Annotated in this window: 15 protein-coding genes and 1 pseudogene; 8 read left to right on the plus strand and 8 right to left on the minus strand. The window is 72.1% G+C overall.

Annotation, left to right across the window (positions count from 1 at the left end; all coding sequences use genetic code 11):
• Positions 1-49 precede the first annotated feature (49 nt).
• The gene (locus tag C4B68_RS19190; RefSeq protein WP_104879998.1) at positions 50-1,273 is read right to left on the minus strand and encodes an RNA-guided endonuclease InsQ/TnpB family protein; all 1,224 of its coding nucleotides are present in this window, start codon (positions 1,271-1,273) and stop codon (positions 50-52) included.
• Between the two features lie 848 nt (positions 1,274-2,121).
• Here C4B68_RS19190 and C4B68_RS19200 point away from each other — a divergent pair.
• From C4B68_RS19200 to C4B68_RS19210, 3 genes are read left to right on the plus strand one after another with little or no spacing between them, the layout of a single operon-like run.
• A complete protein-coding gene (locus C4B68_RS19200; protein WP_099506527.1) occupies positions 2,122-2,349 on the plus strand; it encodes a ferredoxin in 228 nt (75 codons plus the stop codon).
• The gene (locus C4B68_RS19205; RefSeq protein WP_240634410.1) at positions 2,339-3,736 is read left to right on the plus strand and encodes an NAD(P)/FAD-dependent oxidoreductase; all 1,398 of its coding nucleotides are present in this window, start codon (positions 2,339-2,341) and stop codon (positions 3,734-3,736) included. Before C4B68_RS19200 ends, C4B68_RS19205 begins: the two co-directional genes overlap by 11 nt.
• 39 nt (positions 3,737-3,775) lie before the next feature.
• Complete coding sequence (locus tag C4B68_RS19210; protein ID WP_099506514.1) at positions 3,776-4,993, plus strand: cytochrome P450; 1,218 nt, start codon at positions 3,776-3,778, stop codon at positions 4,991-4,993.
• 113 nt (positions 4,994-5,106) lie between these two features.
• Here C4B68_RS19210 and C4B68_RS43355 read toward each other — a convergent pair whose 3' ends face one another.
• Entirely contained in the window at positions 5,107-5,694 is a 588-nt protein-coding gene (locus C4B68_RS43355; protein ID WP_240634411.1) for a hypothetical protein, read from the minus strand.
• 277 nt (positions 5,695-5,971) lie between these two features.
• Here C4B68_RS43355 and C4B68_RS19225 point away from each other — a divergent pair, with 277 nt between their 5' ends.
• Complete coding sequence (locus C4B68_RS19225; protein WP_099506526.1) at positions 5,972-6,736, plus strand: DUF4142 domain-containing protein; 765 nt, start codon at positions 5,972-5,974, stop codon at positions 6,734-6,736.
• A 39-nt stretch (positions 6,737-6,775) separates the two neighbouring features.
• On the opposite strand, the gene C4B68_RS41380 is transcribed toward C4B68_RS19225, so the two are convergent.
• Together C4B68_RS41380 and C4B68_RS19230 are read right to left on the minus strand one after the other, a co-directional pair.
• Positions 6,776-7,009, minus strand: coding sequence for a hypothetical protein (locus C4B68_RS41380; RefSeq protein WP_143674549.1), 234 nt, complete (start codon positions 7,007-7,009; stop codon positions 6,776-6,778).
• 37 nt (positions 7,010-7,046) lie between these two features.
• Positions 7,047-7,679, minus strand: coding sequence for a DM13 domain-containing protein (locus C4B68_RS19230; protein ID WP_099506513.1), 633 nt, complete (start codon positions 7,677-7,679; stop codon positions 7,047-7,049).
• Positions 7,680-7,905: 226 nt separating this feature from the next.
• On the opposite strand from C4B68_RS19230, the gene C4B68_RS19235 reads away from it, so the two are divergent.
• On the plus strand, positions 7,906-8,889 hold the full coding sequence (locus C4B68_RS19235; protein ID WP_099506512.1) for an NAD-dependent epimerase/dehydratase family protein: 984 nt from the start codon (positions 7,906-7,908) through the stop codon (positions 8,887-8,889).
• Between the two features lie 109 nt (positions 8,890-8,998).
• On the opposite strand, the gene C4B68_RS19240 is transcribed toward C4B68_RS19235, so the two are convergent.
• Together C4B68_RS19240 and C4B68_RS19245 are read right to left on the minus strand one after the other, a co-directional pair.
• Positions 8,999-10,111, minus strand: a complete 1,113-nt coding sequence (locus tag C4B68_RS19240; RefSeq protein ID WP_099506511.1) for a sensor histidine kinase — start codon at positions 10,109-10,111, stop codon at positions 8,999-9,001.
• A gap of 2 nt (positions 10,112-10,113) precedes the next feature.
• Positions 10,114-10,806 carry a response regulator transcription factor gene (locus tag C4B68_RS19245; RefSeq protein WP_099506510.1) on the minus strand — a complete coding sequence of 231 codons (693 nt, stop codon included), beginning with the start codon at positions 10,804-10,806 and terminating at the stop codon, positions 10,114-10,116.
• A gap of 271 nt (positions 10,807-11,077) precedes the next feature.
• Here C4B68_RS19245 and C4B68_RS19250 point away from each other — a divergent pair, with 271 nt between their 5' ends.
• The 3 genes and pseudogenes from C4B68_RS19250 to C4B68_RS43360 all read left to right on the plus strand — a co-directional run.
• Positions 11,078-11,812 carry a glycosyltransferase family 2 protein gene (locus tag C4B68_RS19250; RefSeq protein WP_167459111.1) on the plus strand — a complete coding sequence of 245 codons (735 nt, stop codon included), beginning with the start codon at positions 11,078-11,080 and terminating at the stop codon, positions 11,810-11,812.
• Positions 11,809-12,426, plus strand: a complete 618-nt coding sequence (locus C4B68_RS19255; protein WP_099506509.1) for a TIGR04282 family arsenosugar biosynthesis glycosyltransferase — start codon at positions 11,809-11,811, stop codon at positions 12,424-12,426. Before C4B68_RS19250 ends, C4B68_RS19255 begins: the two co-directional genes overlap by 4 nt.
• A gap of 77 nt (positions 12,427-12,503) precedes the next feature.
• Positions 12,504-12,971, plus strand: a pseudogene (locus C4B68_RS43360) (class I SAM-dependent methyltransferase); the annotation flags it as partial.
• 176 nt (positions 12,972-13,147) lie between these two features.
• On the opposite strand, the gene C4B68_RS42480 reads toward C4B68_RS43360, so the two are convergent.
• On the minus strand, positions 13,148-13,660 hold the full coding sequence (locus C4B68_RS42480; protein ID WP_240634412.1) for a hypothetical protein: 513 nt from the start codon (positions 13,658-13,660) through the stop codon (positions 13,148-13,150).
• Entirely contained in the window at positions 13,660-15,009 is a 1,350-nt protein-coding gene (locus C4B68_RS19270) for a molybdopterin-dependent oxidoreductase (RefSeq protein ID WP_099506507.1), read from the minus strand. The genes C4B68_RS42480 and C4B68_RS19270 overlap by 1 nt, the downstream gene beginning before the upstream one ends.
• Between the last annotated feature and the right edge of the window lie 243 nt (positions 15,010-15,252).

Here is a 15,252-nt window from a genome sequence, read left to right on the forward strand (position 1 = left end):
CTCGGGCTGAAGCCCGAGGATTCTGGCCTTCTCGTCCGTTGCTGTGCCGCTACGCGGCACAGGGTTCGGGCGGGAATCCGTGGCTTCCTGTTTCTTCGCGCTGTGCCGGGACGAGTCCTGGTCTTACCGGCGCTCCGCAGGCTGTCACCGCCCGTCCGGCGGCCGTTTTGACGTTCTTCGCGGCATTGTGGTCCCGGTCGTGGACGGTGCCGCAGGCGGTGCAGGTCCATTCCCGGACGTTCAGGGGCTTGGGGCCGTCTTTGATACCGCAGGCCGAGCAGGTCTGGGAGGTCGGCTCGAACCGGCCGATCTTGACCAGGGTCCGCCCGTACCGGGCCGCCTTGTACTCCAGCATGTTCACGAACGCCGACCATCCGGCGTCATGGACACTCCTGGCCAGCCTGGTGCGCGCGAGTCCTTGGACCGCCAGGTCCTCCACGCCGATCGCTTGGTTGTCGCGGATCAGCTGAGTGGAGAGCTGGTGGTGAAAATCGCGGCGGGCATCGGCCACCTTCGCGTGGGCGCGGGCGACCTTCAGACGGGCCTTGGCCCGGTTCTTCGATCCCTTCTGCTTGCGGGACAGCTCCCGCTGGGCCTTCTTCAGTTTCTTCTCCGCCCGGCGCAGAAACCGAGGAGAGCCGATCTTCGTCCCGTCGGAGAGGACGGCGAAGTGGGTCAGGCCCAGGTCGATGCCGACCGTCTGGTCGGTGCCGGGCATCCGGGCGGCGTCCGCGCCCGGGTCGGTGTCAACGACGAACGAGGCGAAGTACCGTCCGGCCGCGTCCTTGACCACGGTGACCGAGGAGGGCCGCGCGGGCAAGGTCCTCGACCACTTCACCTTCACCGCGCCGATCTTCGGGAGGTTCAGCCTCCCGGAACCAGTGATCGACCAGCGGGCATTGGCCGTGAACCGGATCGACTGACGGCTGTCCTTGCGGGACTTGAAGCGGGGCGCACCGGTCTTCGCGCCCTTACGCTCGCCCTTGAGGGAGGCGAAGAAGTTCTTGTAGGCGGCCTCCGCGTCGCGCAGGGACTGCTGGAGGACGACCGCGGAGACCTCGCCCAGCCAGGACCGCTCGGGTGTCTGCTTGGCCTGGGTGATCAGCTTCTGGGACAGCACACCCGCCGTCGGGAAGGGTTCGCCCGCCCCGCGGGCGTCCTCGCGGGCGCGCACGGCATCGTTGTACACGACGCGGGCGCACCCGAACGCCCTGGCCAGCGCGAGGCGTTGGCCAGGTTCCGGGTACAGCCTGAAGGCGTACCGAAGCTGCATGCGGTGATCGTACGAACGAGCGCCGCCCGCTACCAGAGGGAACGTATGAACGGTCGGTACTCCCTTGAAACCAGGCAGGACAGAGCGGGCCGAACGGGGGAGGCGTTGCCCGGCCTCTCCGGATCGGACCCCGTGACGCTCCGCGCCGGCCGTGGTGGCGCCTGCGCTCTCATGCTCCGCAGGACAGCATCCGTGACGCTCCGCGCCACAGTCACAGATTCGCTTCACCACCGGCCTGAAGGCCGATGCACTGCGAATGAATCCCGGTAGCCCCCGAGCGGCCCAGGGCGGTCCAGGGTGGTCCGGGGCGGTCCGGCCGGAGGGGCGGCACCCATCAGCCGTCCCGCCGCCGGAAATGCCCCGGCAGCGCGCCCGACGCCCCGCTGAACCTGCTGTTGATCCTGCGCGCCTTCGACGAACCGTCCGGCCCGCCGGCCCCGCCGGCGCACGGCTCCGGACAGACCAGCGACAAACGCACGCATCCTCGCCCTGGCCGCGGCCGGCTGCACGAGCACCCGTATCGCCACAGCGGTGAGCCTGACCGCGGACGGGGTCAACTACCACCTCGCGCCTGTCCCGGCGTTGGGGAGTCACGAACAGAACGGCTCTGGTGGCACGCGTCTACGTGAAAGGGGTCCTCTCACCACAGGCGTGGCCACCCGCGCCCGCCGCGGCCGAGCCCGTCCAGGGACCGGAGGATCCGCCCCGGTGACCGGGCGGCACTCGCGTTGCAGGCCCCCCGGAGAGGGTTGATCCTGAGGGGAGGCATGCCAACCGATCGTGTGGACCGAACGCAGAAGGCTTCGGGGCCCGCGGCTACCGCGGCCCGGGCAGGGAGCGGGTTCCAGATGAGGCTTGTCGTCGATCTCAACCGGTGTCAGGGATTCGCGCAGTGCGCGTTTCTCGCTCCGGACGTGTTCGCCCTGCATGGCGAGGAGGCACTGCTCTTCGCCTCTCGTTTCGATGAGGCACTGCGCGACGAGGTGGAACAGGCCGCGGCGGCCTGCCCGGTCCAGGCCATCCTCGTCGACTACTCCGACGAACCGACGAAGGGGGCGGAGCCCCGTGTCGGCTGAAGCCGACGTCGATGTCCTCCGGCGGGAGGGCCGCATCGTCGTCGTCGGTGCCTCGCTGGCCGGTCTGCGCGCGGCGGAAACCCTGCGCGCCAAGGGTTTCACCGGCTCGCTGACCATGATCGGCGATGAACCGTACGAGCCGTACGACCGGCCGCCGTTGTCCAAGCAGGTGCTGCTGGGACGGGAGGAGGCCGGGGACACCGCGCTGCCGCGCAGGCGCGACATCGACGCCGAATGGATCCTGGGCGTGGCCGCCGAGGGCCTGGACCGGGACACCAAGCGGGTACGCCTGGCGAACGGCGACACCGTTCCGTACGACCGCCTGCTGATCACCACCGGGACCAGAGCGCGGCGCTGGTTCGTCCCTGAACAGGCCGCGCTGGACGGGGTGTTCGTGCTGCGCACCCGCGACGATGCCGCACGCCTGTACCGGAAACTGGCCGCCGGCCCCTCCCGGGTGCTGGTGATCGGCGCCGGTTTCGCGGGCTCGGAGGTCGCCTCTGCGTGCCGGGAGCGGGGCCTGGAGGTCACGGTCGCCGAGCTCGGCCCGGCGCCGCTGGTGGGCGCGCTCGGCGGGGTGATCGGCGCGGTGGCGGCCCGGCTGCAGCGCAGTCACGGTGTCGACCTGCGCTGCGGCGTCAGCGTCACCGCACTGGAGGGCGACCGGGCCGGCCGGCTCAGGCGCGCCCACCTGTCCGACGGTTCGGCGATCGACGTCGGGGTGGCGGTGACCGCGCTCGGCGCCATCCGGAACACCGAATGGCTCGACGGCTCCGGGCTGGCCGCCGGTCCCCGCTGGGGGATCGCCTGCGACGCCGGATGCCGGGCGTTCGACGCCAACGGCATCGTCACCGACGACATCTACGCCGCCGGCGACGTCGCACGCAGCCCCCATCCGCTGTTCGACTACGAGTTCCTGGCGCTGGAGCACTGGGGCAACGCGGTCGAACAGGCCGAGATCGCCGCCCACAACATGATCTGTGCGGGTCCCGACCGCCGTCCGCATCTGTGGCTGCCGATGTTCTGGTCCGCCCAGTTCGGCGTCAACATCAAGTCCGTGGGCGTCCCGACGCTGGGCGACCAACTGGTCATCGCCCAGGGGACGCTCGCCGAGGAGCGGTTCGTCGCGGTGTACGGGTACCACGGCCGTGTCATCGCCGCGGCGTCCTTCGACGGAGCCAAGTGGCTGGGGTTCTACCAGGAGCAGATCGAGAACGCCGCGCCGTTCCCGCCGGAGTACCGCGTGGTCGACGGCCGGACCGAAAAGCCGCAGCCGGTCGATCCCGAGTTCCCCGACCCCCATCTGCCCACCCATGGGGCCACCGTAAGGCTGACGGGCCACTCACCGAGCGAGCAGCGTGTCGAGTTCGTCCCGCGGCGCGCCTGACCACCGACCCTGGACCACCGGGAGCCCTCAGGAGACACCATGACGCTCGGCACCCTGTCCGCGCAGATCAGCGACTACGCCAACCGCGCCAATCCGTACCCGCTCTACGCGGAACTGCGCAAGCATCCGGTCACGCGGGAGGACGACGGCAGCTACCTGGTCAGCACCTACTACGAGGTGCGGAACCTGGCCAACGACCCGCGGCTCAGCAACGACACGCGCAACCGCGCGCCCGAAGCCCGCCGCCCGGATCCCGGGGAAGAGGCGGGCCTGCCGCCGAGCTTCATCTTCACCGACCCGCCTGTGCACGACCGGCTGCGCGGTGCGGCGAACCGGCCGTTCGGCCCCCCGCACAGCCCCAGGTTCCTCTACGGCCTGCGCGGAGACCTGGCCAGGGTCGTCACGGACCTGCTCGACGCGTTCGAGGGCAAGGACGAGGTCGACATCGTCGACGACTTCGCCTACCCCCTTCCCGTCACGGCCATCTGCAAGGTCCTCGGCGTCCCGCGCGAGGACGAACCGCGCTTCCACGGCTGGGCCGACGCCCTGGCGGCCGGCATCGATCCCCAGCCCGGCTACAGCGAGGAACAAGTGGCCACGGCTCGCCAGGGGCTGAACGTCTACCTGTCCGACCTGATCGAGGCCTCACGCCGCCGCCCACGCCCCGGGATCCTCAGCGCCCTCGCCCCGGAAACCGGCCCCGGCGGGGGCATGACACCGGCGGATCTGGTGGCCACCGCGGCCCTGCTCCTGATCGCCGGTCACGAGACCACCGTCAACCTGATCGCCAACACGACCCTCACCCTGCTGCGCCACCCCGACATCCTCCGGCGGTTCCAGAACGAACCGGACCTGGCCGTCCCCCTCATCGAGGAAGTCCTGCGGTACGAGCCCCCGGTCCAGTTCGTCCCGTGGACGACCGCCCTGGACGACATCGACGTCGCCGGCACCACCATCCCCAAGGGCGCGCCGGTCTGGCTCATGCTGGCCGCGGCCAACCGCGACCCCCAGCGCTTCGAGGACCCCGACCGGTTCGATCCCGACCGCAAGGACAACCAGCACCTCGGCTTCTACACCGGCATCCACTACTGCTTCGGCGCCCCGCTCGCCCGGATGGAGGCGCTGATCGCCTTGCCTCAGCTGTTCCGCCGGATCAAGAACCCACGGCTGCTGGAAGACCCACCGCCGTACCGCACCAATGCCGTGCTGCGCGGCCCCCGCCATCTGCCTGTGGCCATCGAGGGCCTCGCACCCTGAGCGCCGCGGGGACCGAAGGGTCCGGTCGTCGCGGGCGCCCTGTCCCTCGAGCGGATTGCCGCTTTCCGGCAGCGTTGACTACCCTCCCCGTGCCGGATGCTGTCAAGAACACGTCAACGGCACGGCAAGGAAGCGAACAAGGGGGCGGAGTGGCCGAGACAGAGGCGGCGCGGCCGTATCTGGCCGGGTACGTCGAGATCCTGGCCGAAGTCTCCGCAACCGGGCGGCGCCTGACGCGCGGTGAACTCGACGCCCGCGGCGCCCTCGGGGAGCGGGCCGCGGACGACGGACACACCGTGCGCGGTCTCGTACGACAGCATCTGGACGCCACCCGGGCCGCCTGGACCGCGACGCCGGGTTCGGCGGACAGCGTGCTGGCCGCGGTGGCGCAGGCCGTGGACGCCTTCGCCGAGGGGTACGAGCGGGCGCAGCACCTGGCCGTACGTCAGCCAGGCCGCCCCCACGCCGGCGAGCGCGCCGGCGCCCGTGGCGGCCTGGGGACCGACACCCGTGGTCCCCAGGACGATGGCGCCGCCGAAGCCGGTCATCGCCAGGAATCCGGCGACGACCGGCAGCGACAGCCACCCGTCGAGGGCGCCGCCGAGCGCACCGTCCAGTGCGCTGTCCAGCACCCCGTCGAAGACCAGCGACAGGGTGAGCAGTACGACCCCCGTGATGCCGAGTCCGAGAAACAAGGCCATCCGTACCGTCCCCCTTCACCCGTCGCTGGTCTCCGGCTTGACGGGATCCTCACACGGGGAGGCAGAACGTTTCATTGCCATGTTCCGGCAATCTTTACGCGTTTTTGATGCCGCACTGGCTCAGTCTTCGATGCCGTACTCGCCCCATCCCCGGGCCCTGGACGTCCGTGTGACATCCAGGACATCTGGCGGAGTGCAAAATTTCCCCGGCGCGATGATGGAATCCTCCCGAGCATCCGTACCCCCTGTGTACGAGCTGCTCACGCCTGGAGGCATCATGCGCATGTCGCGCAATCTGGCAGGAACCGTCTTCGTCGGCGGCGCCGTGTCCCTGACCATCGCCGCCCTCGCCTACCCCGCCATGCTCGGGATAGAGAACACGGCCAGTTCCTCCGACCGCGTCATCGCCAACACCCGGTACGGGCCGCTGACCGAGGCCGACCGCGACTTCGTGGTCAAGGTCCGCGCGGCAGGGCTGTGGGAGCACCCCCTCGGCCTCATGGCGATGGAGCGGGGCACGACGGCGGCCATGAAGGAGGCCGGCGAGCATCTGGTCGCCGGGCACGCGCGGCTCGACGCGACCTGCCGCAAGATCGCACCCGAGCTCGGCATCACGCTGCCGAACCAGGCCAGCCCGCAACAGCAGCAGTTCGTGGCGACCGTAGACGCAAGCACCGGCAAGCAGTTCGACACCACCGCGGTCAACATCATGCGCATCACCCACGGGCAGATCTTCCCGGTCGTCGCCAAGATCCGCGCCACCACCAAGAACACCCTGATCCGTCAGCTGGCCGACCAGACCAACGACACCGTCCTCGACCACATCACGGTCCTGGAGAAGACCGAGCTGGTCAACTTCGACCAGGTCAACTACCAGCAGGCCACCCCGCCGAAGCTCCCCAAGGAGCAGCTCACCCCGCCGCCGCCGCAGCCGGGCGCACCGGTCCTGGCCCTCACCGAGCCCCCCGGCCTGGACGTGAACACCACGGCCCCGTCGCCCAGCAACGCCGCGTCCCCGACGCCCAGTCCGACCATCGGCTGACCGCGGACCGGCCGGGGACCTCTCACTCCGCCCCCCTTCCTACGGTGGCCCGAAGTACCGCAGCCACACATAGCCGAGGGAGACCGCCAAGTCATGCGCACGCATACCCGGCTCCTGTCTCGCTCCCGACGTACCGACGGCCGCCGCGTTCCAGGTGTGAACGGCCGGAACGCCTGGTCGCACCAGCACGATACCGCCGGTCCGGCCGGGGGCCTTCGACCCGGCGAGAGGCAGCTCCCGCGGCGTACCCACCGGTCCGGGCCACGCCGTCACGCACCGAGGACGCCGGACGCCGCCGGCTGCGCTCCCCTCAGACACGGGCCAGTTCAGCCGCGCCGAACGACACGTTGAACCGGTCGCACCAGATGCTCACGCTCGTGAACGCGGCCGGGTCGACGCCGGCGGGCAGGCGGTAGTTCTGGTCGCCCTTGTTGCCCTTCAGCCTGCCGAGGCTGACGTACTCACCGTCGTCGAACACGTGCCAGCCGGCCTGGCCCTGCCTCACCGGCGCGTCGGTCAGCCAGACCCGCAGGTCCGGGCCGTTGCTGGTGTCGAGGTTCTCCAGCCGCAGCACATGGGAGCCGTCGGCCAGCCGCAGCAGCCTGACGCCGCCGGAGGTGGCGTGCTCGTGGCTGATCAGACCACCGCGCGCCAGCGTCTGCGGGGAGGCAGGTTCCGCAGACGCGGAGGCGGTGGTCCGGGAGGGCACGGCCTCCGGGGTCGCCGTGCCCGCCACCGGAGTTGACGCACCCGGCTCCGGAGCCGGCGTGCCCGCCACGGCAGTTGACGTGCCCGTCACCTCGGGCAGCGCTTCCCGTACGGTCTCGTCCTGCCACAGCTTCCACGGCTGGAACCAGTACAACCCGGCACCGACGACCACGACGAAGGCCACCAGAACCCCGACGAACACCGGCCTGCCTCCTACCCCGCGCACGTTCACCATCCCCGCCTTCCTCGAAATCCGTCGCCCCACATTCAACGTGGTCCGCGGCGCTGCCGACCCGGCCAGGAGATGACAGAACCCTTACGGCCGGGGCCGTACCTCCGGCCGTGCCGGCGGCCTGAGGCGCGCCCCACCGGCTTGCGCGCCTCCCTGTCTTCTTACGGACCCGTGACCTTTCGGGTGCGGTGCTGCTCTGCGGCGGGCGCGGCGTCCTAGCGTTTGAGGTATGCGAGTACTGGTCACCGGCGGTGCCGGGTTCATCGGGTCCCATGTCGTCGAGGCTCTGACGGCGCACGGGCACGAGCCGGTCGTGTTCGACCTGCGCGACGGCCTGGACGTACGCGACGCCAAGGCGGTCGCGGCCGCCCTGCCGGGTGTGGACGCCGTGTGCCATCAGGCGGCGATGGTCGGGCTGGGGACGGGATTCGGCGACGCGGTCGAGTACGTGTCGCGCAACGACCTCGGTACGGCGGTGCTGCTCGCCGCCATGGCCGACGCGGGGGTACGGCGGCTCGTGCTCGCCGGGTCGATGGTGGTGTACGGGGAGGGGCGGTACGCGTGCGAACGGCACGGGGTGGTGCGGCCGGGGCCGCGTTCCGTCGCCGACCTCGACGCGGGGCGTTTCGAGCCCCGGTGCCCGCGGTGCGGTGAGGAGTTGACGCCGGGCCTGGTCGGCGAGGACGCCCCGGCCGACCCCCGCAACGTGTACGCGACGACCAAGCTCGCCCAGGAGCACCTGGCGGCGGCGTGGGCCCGGTCGACGGGCGGTTCGGCGGTGTCGCTGCGCTATCACAACGTGTACGGGCCGGGGATGCCCCGCGACACCCCGTACGCCGGTGTCGCCTCCTTCTTCCGGTCCGCGCTCGCCCGGGGCGAGCCCCCGCGCGTCTTCGAGGACGGCGGCCAGCGGCGGGACTTCGTCCACGTACGGGATGTGGCGGCGGCGAATGTGACGGCCCTGGAGGCCGAGCCGCGGGAGGGGGTACTGACCGTGTACAACACCGGCAGCGGGGAGCCGCACACGGTCGGCGAGATGGCCCGCGCCCTGTCCACCGCCTGCGGCGGCCCCGATCCCGTCGTCACCGGGGAGTACCGCCTGGGCGACGTACGCCACATCACGGCGGACTCGTCCCGGCTGCGCGCCGAACTGGGGTGGAAGCCCGAGGTCGGATTCGGGGAGGGAATGCGGGAGTTCGCGGCTGATTCTTAGCCCGTCCGGCGTTCGAGGACGAGCGCGAAGCGCGATAAGCGGGGGTCTGGGGGCGGCCGCCCCCAGGTTTGGGACGGGCAGGGGCGGAGGGGGCGAGAAACCGCCCCGCTCACGCCCCGGCCATCGGCAGGGTCACCTCGAAACGGCAGCCGCCGGGGACGTTGCGGACGGCGGCCCGGCCCTGGTGGGCCTCGACGATGCCGCGCACGATGGCGAGCCCCAGGCCGGCGCCGGCGGGGGGTGTACGAGCGTGGGTGCCGCGCCAGCCGGTGTCGAAGACCCGCGGAAGGTCCTCCTCGGGGATGCCGCCGCAGCCGTCCGTGACGGACAGGACGACCCCCGCGTCCGACCGTTCGGCGGCCACCGCCACCGTGCCGTCGGCCGGTGTCCGGCGGATCGCGTTGACGAGGAGGTTGCCCAGGACGCGGCTCATCTCCTTGCCGTCCACCTCGACCGGCACCGCCTCGATGCGGTCGCCGACCAGGCGGACCCCGAGCTCGCGGGCGAGCGGGTCCGCTCCCGCGAGGGCGTCCCCGACGAGGTCGTACACGGAGACGCGGGAGGGGGAGAGGGCGAGGGCACCGGCGTGGATGCGAGAAAGTTCGAAGAGGTCGCCGACCATGTCGTTGAGGCGTTCGACCTCGGTGCGGATCTGGCGGAGGTAGCGGTCCGGGTCGGCGGCGACCCCGTCCTCCAGGGCCTCCGACATCGCGCGCAGCCCGGCGAGAGGGGTGCGCAGGTCGTGCGAGATCCACGCGACCAGTTCGCGGCGCGAGGTCTCCAGGGCGCGTTCGCGGTCGCGGGACTCGGCGAGCTTCGCACTGGTCGCCGCCAGCTCGCGGCCCAGCGCGGCGAGTTCGGCGGTCGCCGGGCCGACGGGCGGCGCGAAGTCGCCGCCGTCGCCGAAGGAGCGGGCTGCGAGGGTGAGCGCCCGGCTGCGGGCGACGACCCAGCGGCCGAGGAGCAGCGCGGTCGCGAGGGACACGACGGCCGCCATGGCCACGACGGTCGTGACGACGGTCAGGTCGTGCGAGGACAGGAACATCGCCCACGCCACGGCCAGCGTCCCCGCGAGCATCGCGGTGACGGCCACGGCGGCGACCACGGTGAGCGACGCGGTCAGCGAGCGCCGCCGGATCAGCCACAGCACGCCCGCGCCGAGCACCCCGGCCGCGGCGGCACCGAGGAAGGCGAAGAGGGCCATGAGCAAAATGTCACGCATCGTCAGTCCGCCTCCTCGACGGCGGGCGCCGCGTCGAAGCGGTAGCCGACTCCCCACACCGTCTGGATCAGGCGGGGGTTCGCCGGGTCGTCCTCGACCTTGCCGCGCAGGCGGCGGACGTGGACCGTGACCGTCGACAGGTCGCCGAAGTCCCAGCCCCACACCTCGCGCATCAGGTCCTCGCGGCCGTACGCCCGGCCGGGGTTGCGGAGGAAGAAGGCGAGGAGGTCGAACTCGCGGATGGTGAGGGCGAGTTCGGAGCCGTTCTTGGTGGCGCGGCGGGCCGCGGGGTCGACGGTGAGACCGGCCGCGTGGAGGGGGTGCGCGGCGCCGGCGGGCCGGGTACGGCGCAGTACGGACTCGACGCGCAGGACCAGCTCGCGGGGGCTGAAGGGCTTCGTGACGTAGTCGTCGGCGCCCACCTCGAGGCCCAGGATCCGGTCGTCCTCGTCACCGCGCGCGGTGAGCATGATGACCGGCACGGGCCCGCGTCCGCGCATCCGGCGGCACACCTCCAGACCGTCCATCCCCGGCAGCATCAGGTCCAGCACCACGAGGTCCGGCCAGTGCGCGGCGGCGCGGGCGAGCGCGCCGGGGCCGTCCGCGGCGCGGTCCACGACGTAACCCGCACGGTCGAGGTAGCCGGAGACGATCTCGGCGACGGTCGGGTCGTCGTCGACGACGAGGACGCGCATCGCGTCTCCGTACCCGCCCGGGACCTCTGCGCGCCCGCCGGAGACCTCCGCGTACCCGTTCCAGGCGTCTGCGCGCCCACCGCCCGGGACGCCCCCGTCCCCGCTCGGGAGGCCCCCGTCCCCGTTCGGGTCAGGACCGGCACCTGGAGATTCGTACGGCTGCTGCATGCCTACAGCCTCGCACCGGCCCCGCTCCCGTGGCGTACGCCCGCCCCGACGTCCGTGTTTCGTAAGGAGCCGAAGTCCCCTTCCTCCCTTTTGCGTTCGTAGGGTGAAAGCCGTGACAACCTCTCCCGAGCAGCACTCCCCGGCCGCCGAAGTCGATGTGGTCCTGCCCTGCCTGAACGAAGCCGAGGCCCTCCCCTGGGTGCTGGACCGCATCCCGTCCGGCTGGCGCGCGCTGGTCGTGGACAACGGCTCCACGGACGGCTCGGACCGCATCGCCCGCGAGCTCGGCGCGACCGTCGTGCGCGAGGAGCGCCGCGGGTTCGGCGCCGCCTGCCACGCGGGGCTGACCGCCGCCACCGCGGAGTACGTCTGCTTCTGCGACTGCGACGCCTCGCTCGATCCGGCCCTGCTCGTGCCGTTCGTACGGGAGGTGCGCGCGGGCGGGGCCGACCTCGTGCTCGGGCGGCGCCGTCCCCAGGGGCGGGGCACCTGGCCCGCGCACGCCCGCGCGGGCAACCTCGCGCTGGCGCGCATGCTGCGCCGCCGCACGGGACTGCGTCTGCACGACCTCGGCCCGCTGCGCGCCGCCCGCCGCGAACCCCTCCTCGGCCTCGCCCTCACGGACCGCCGCAGCGGCTACCCGCTCCAGATGGTCGTCCGCGCCGCCGACGCCGGCTGGCGCATCACCGAACACGACGTGCCGTATCTCCCGCGCACCGGCGCCTCCAAGGTCACCGGCACCTGGCGCGGCACCTGGCAGGCGGTACGGGACATGCGCCGCGTCCTGGCCGAGCCGCCGGTCGCCCCCGCGCCGGCCCAGAAAGGAACCGCCCGGTGAGCACCCTGCTCGTCATCGCCAAGGAGCCACGGCCGGGCCGGGTGAAGACCCGGCTCACCCCGCCGTTCACGCCCCGGGAGGCGGCCGCACTCGCCGAGGCGTCGCTCGTCGACACCCTGCACGCGGTGCTGGCGACGCCCGCGCGACGGCGGGTCCTCGTCCTCGACGGGGAGACCGGCCCGTGGCTGCCGCCCGGCTTCGAGGTCGTACCACAGTGCGCGGGCGGCCTCGACGAACGGCTCGCCGCGGCCTTCGCGGGCTGCGACGGTCCCGCCCTGCTCATCGGCATGGACACGCCTCAGGTGACCCCCGGCCTCCTCACCGTCGACTTCGCCGACTGCGACGCGTACTTCGGCCCCGCCGAGGACGGCGGCTTCTGGGCCCTCGGCCTCGCCGCCCCCGCCCCGGAACTCCTGCGCGGCGTCCCCATGTCCACGGACACCACCGGGGCCGTACAGCGACATCGCCTGACGGCCGCGGGCCTGCGCGTCCGGGACCTGCCCCTGCTGCGCGACGTCGACACGGCGTACGACGCGGAGCTGGTCGCCGCCGCGGCGCCGCACGGGCGCTTCGCCCGGGAACTGGCCCGGCTGACGGCGGGGGCGGGCCGATGACGACGACGGAGCCGATGACCACGACGGTGCAGCCGATGACAACGGCGGTGGAACCGATGACGGCGGCGGTGGAACCGATGACGGCGGCGGACGAGACGGCTCCAGCGCCGGGACGGGCGAACCCCGCACCCCGCCATCCCTGGTCCGACGACCCGTACACCGACGCCCTCCGCGCCGGTCGTGGCCCCCTCTACCTGCGCCGCTCCGACGGCTGGCTGCTGCCGTTGGAGGTCGAGCGGTGGTGCGCCGGGGCCGATGACGTGGATCTGGAGGTGGTGCGGCGGTGCGAGGGGGCCGTGCTGGATGTGGGGTGCGGGCCCGGACGGCTGGTGGCCGCGCTGGCCGCCCAGGGCAGGCGGGCGTTGGGCATCGACGTCAGCGCGGCGGCCGTCGATCACACCGTGCGGCTGGGCGGGCAGGCCCTGCGCCGGTCGGTGTTCGAAACGGTCCCGGGCGAGGGACGCTGGGACACCGCCCTGCTCATCGACGGCAACCTCGGCATCGGGGGCGATCCGTCCGCCCTGCTCCGACGGATCGCCCACCTCGTCGCGCCCCACGGGCTGTTGATCGCCGAGACCGTCCCCGACCTGGACGTCGACGAACGGGTGCGGGTCCGCGTCGCCGACGGCCGCGGTGCCACCGGTACGCCCTTCCCCTGGGCCCGCCTGGGCGCCCCGGCCCTGTTCCGGCACGCGGCACGCGCGGGATGGCGCCCGGAGGATCACTGGACGGCCGGCGGCCGCTCCTTCGTCGCCCTGCGCCGCGACCGGGACCGCGACCGCAGCCCGCGCAGCACGAACAGCACCGCCGAGCCCCCGAACAGGACCGCCGTGATCAGCAGCCACCGGGCCAGGAAGCCGTCGCCTGACATGCCGGTGGCCGACCGGTAGCGGTCCGCCACCTGCCCGCTGATCAGCGGAAACCACACCAGCAGGAGCAGCGCGGAAAACGCCGCCGGGACACGGACGTACAGCGTCCACTCCCGGCGGCCCACCGCGCCCAGCGAACGTACGAGCGCCTTGTCCGCGACCCCGTACAACGGCACCAGGACCAGATCGTGCAGGAGCGCCGCCCCCGCGAACCACAAGGCCACCCCGAACCAGTCGCCCGCGAGCAGCTGCACCCCCGCATACCCGGCGAGCGCGAACGAGCAGGCCAGGAGCAGGATCTGGAAGGGGCTGCCGAGGGGCAGGAGGGGCAACTTCGGCACCTGCGGCAACTGGAGTCGCTTCATCACAGGTCTCCGAACGTCATCCGGGCCACCCACTTGGTGTTGAGCACACCCGGAGCCGCCGGGACGATGATCCGCGCCGGGTAGCCGTGGTCGGGGGTCAGCTCCTCGCCGTTGACGAACAGGGCGAGCAGGGAGCGCGGGTCGCGCACCTGGTTGTCGCGCAGCGCCGCCTGGCGGAACGCCCCGCGCCGCTGCAACGACTCCACCATCACGTCGGGCGCCGCGTCCGTCTCGTACCCGACGAGCGCCGCCAGATCCCGCAACCGGACGCCCCGCCACCACTGGTCGGAGGTCGACCAGCCCTCCACGCAAGCGATGGGCAACGCGGCGCTGTACAGCGGGAGTTGGAGCAGCTCGGCCCGGCTCAACCGGACCGTCCCGCCGGGTCCCGCGACGACCAGCCGCCACGCCTCCTCGCTCGTCTCCGCCGGGATGATCCCGCGCGAGGCGGCCGTCTTGTTGATCTGGAAGCCGCCGGGTCCTGAGCCCGGTTCCGACCCGCCGTGCGGGGCGAGTACGGCCGTCTGCCGCAGCGGCCCGTCGAAGCTCTGCCCGGCGGTCGTGATGAACAGAAGCAGCGATCCGCCGCCGACGAAAGCGAGGGCGCCGCGCCGCGAGACGGTGGGCTCGGCGGGGTTCGGGGACACCAACTCGTCCTGCTCGTCCTGCTCGTCCTGCTCGTCCTGCTCGTCCGGCTCGTCCGGCTCGTCCGGCTCGTCCGGCTCGTCGCGAGGAGCGTCGGGATCGCGGACATCGCGAGCATCACGGGCATCACGAGCGTCGCGGCGAGCCCGCAGGTTGCGTACCACCGTCGGCATCTTCAGCGCCGCGTGCACCACGAACGCCGCGAAGAACACCCACGCTCCGTAGAAGTGCAGCGTGTAGAAGGAGCCGGGGAAGATGTAGTCGAGCTGGACGTTCAGCACGCCCGTCGTGAACTCGAACAGCGCGCCCCCGACCAGCAGCAGCAGCGAGATCCGCTCCAGCGCGTGCGCGAGCGACCGCGCGGGCGGCAGCGTGAACAGCTTCGGCACGACCGACCACAGCTTCGCCAGCAGGACGGGGATCAGCACGATGCCGAGCGTGACGTGGACGCCCTGGTTGAGCCGGTACAGCCAGACCGGGCCGGTCGGCCAGGAGAAGAGGTAGAAGCCGAGCAGGCCCTTGTCCGGGGTCATGTCGTTCACGCGCGACAGATTCGGGTTGTACGCGGCGTACGACACGAGACCCGTCACGAACAGCACGGTGATCCCGACGAGCAGCACCACACCGAGCACGGAGGTGAACCAGGTGCCGCGCAACGGACTGCGCCAGAACGCCGGGGAGGAAGGAGATCGTGGAGACCGCATACGTCGACCGTAGGCCTGGATCGCCCCTCGAAAGGGTCCACGAACCATGACGAAACTCTGACGTCCGCCCTGATGGCGGCTCCGCAGGCCGGTCCCGGCCCTAGCGTGCCAGTGTGAACCGCGATCTTCCCCGCGACCTTCCCCACGAGCGCCCCGGCGGCCTTCCCCACGAGCGCCCCGGCGGCCTTTCCCGGGACCGTCCGTCGGATCTGCCCCGCGACCGTCCGTCGGACCTCCCCAGCG

Origin of the sequence: Streptomyces dengpaensis, from assembly GCF_002946835.1 — a bacterium.
Taxonomy (GTDB): Bacteria; Actinomycetota; Actinomycetes; order Streptomycetales; family Streptomycetaceae; genus Streptomyces; species Streptomyces dengpaensis.

Coding starts and splice junctions, on each gene's coding strand:
- C4B68_RS19190 (WP_104879998.1), bottom strand. CDS start 1,273: ATGCAGCTTCGGTACGCCTTCAGGCTGTACCCGGAACCTGGCCAACGC.
- C4B68_RS19200 (WP_099506527.1), top strand. CDS start 2,122: ATGAGGCTTGTCGTCGATCTCAACCGGTGTCAGGGATTCGCGCAGTGC.
- C4B68_RS19210 (WP_099506514.1), top strand. CDS start 3,776: ATGACGCTCGGCACCCTGTCCGCGCAGATCAGCGACTACGCCAACCGC.
- C4B68_RS43355 (WP_240634411.1), bottom strand. CDS start 5,694: ATGGCCTTGTTTCTCGGACTCGGCATCACGGGGGTCGTACTGCTCACC.
- C4B68_RS19225 (WP_099506526.1), top strand. CDS start 5,972: ATGCGCATGTCGCGCAATCTGGCAGGAACCGTCTTCGTCGGCGGCGCC.
- C4B68_RS19230 (WP_099506513.1), bottom strand. CDS start 7,679: ATGGTGAACGTGCGCGGGGTAGGAGGCAGGCCGGTGTTCGTCGGGGTT.
- C4B68_RS19235 (WP_099506512.1), top strand. CDS start 7,906: ATGCGAGTACTGGTCACCGGCGGTGCCGGGTTCATCGGGTCCCATGTC.
- C4B68_RS19240 (WP_099506511.1), bottom strand. CDS start 10,111: ATGCGTGACATTTTGCTCATGGCCCTCTTCGCCTTCCTCGGTGCCGCC.
- C4B68_RS19245 (WP_099506510.1), bottom strand. CDS start 10,806: ATGCGCGTCCTCGTCGTCGACGACGACCCGACCGTCGCCGAGATCGTC.
- C4B68_RS42480 (WP_240634412.1), bottom strand. CDS start 13,660: ATGAAGCGACTCCAGTTGCCGCAGGTGCCGAAGTTGCCCCTCCTGCCC.
- C4B68_RS19270 (WP_099506507.1), bottom strand. CDS start 15,009: ATGCGGTCTCCACGATCTCCTTCCTCCCCGGCGTTCTGGCGCAGTCCG.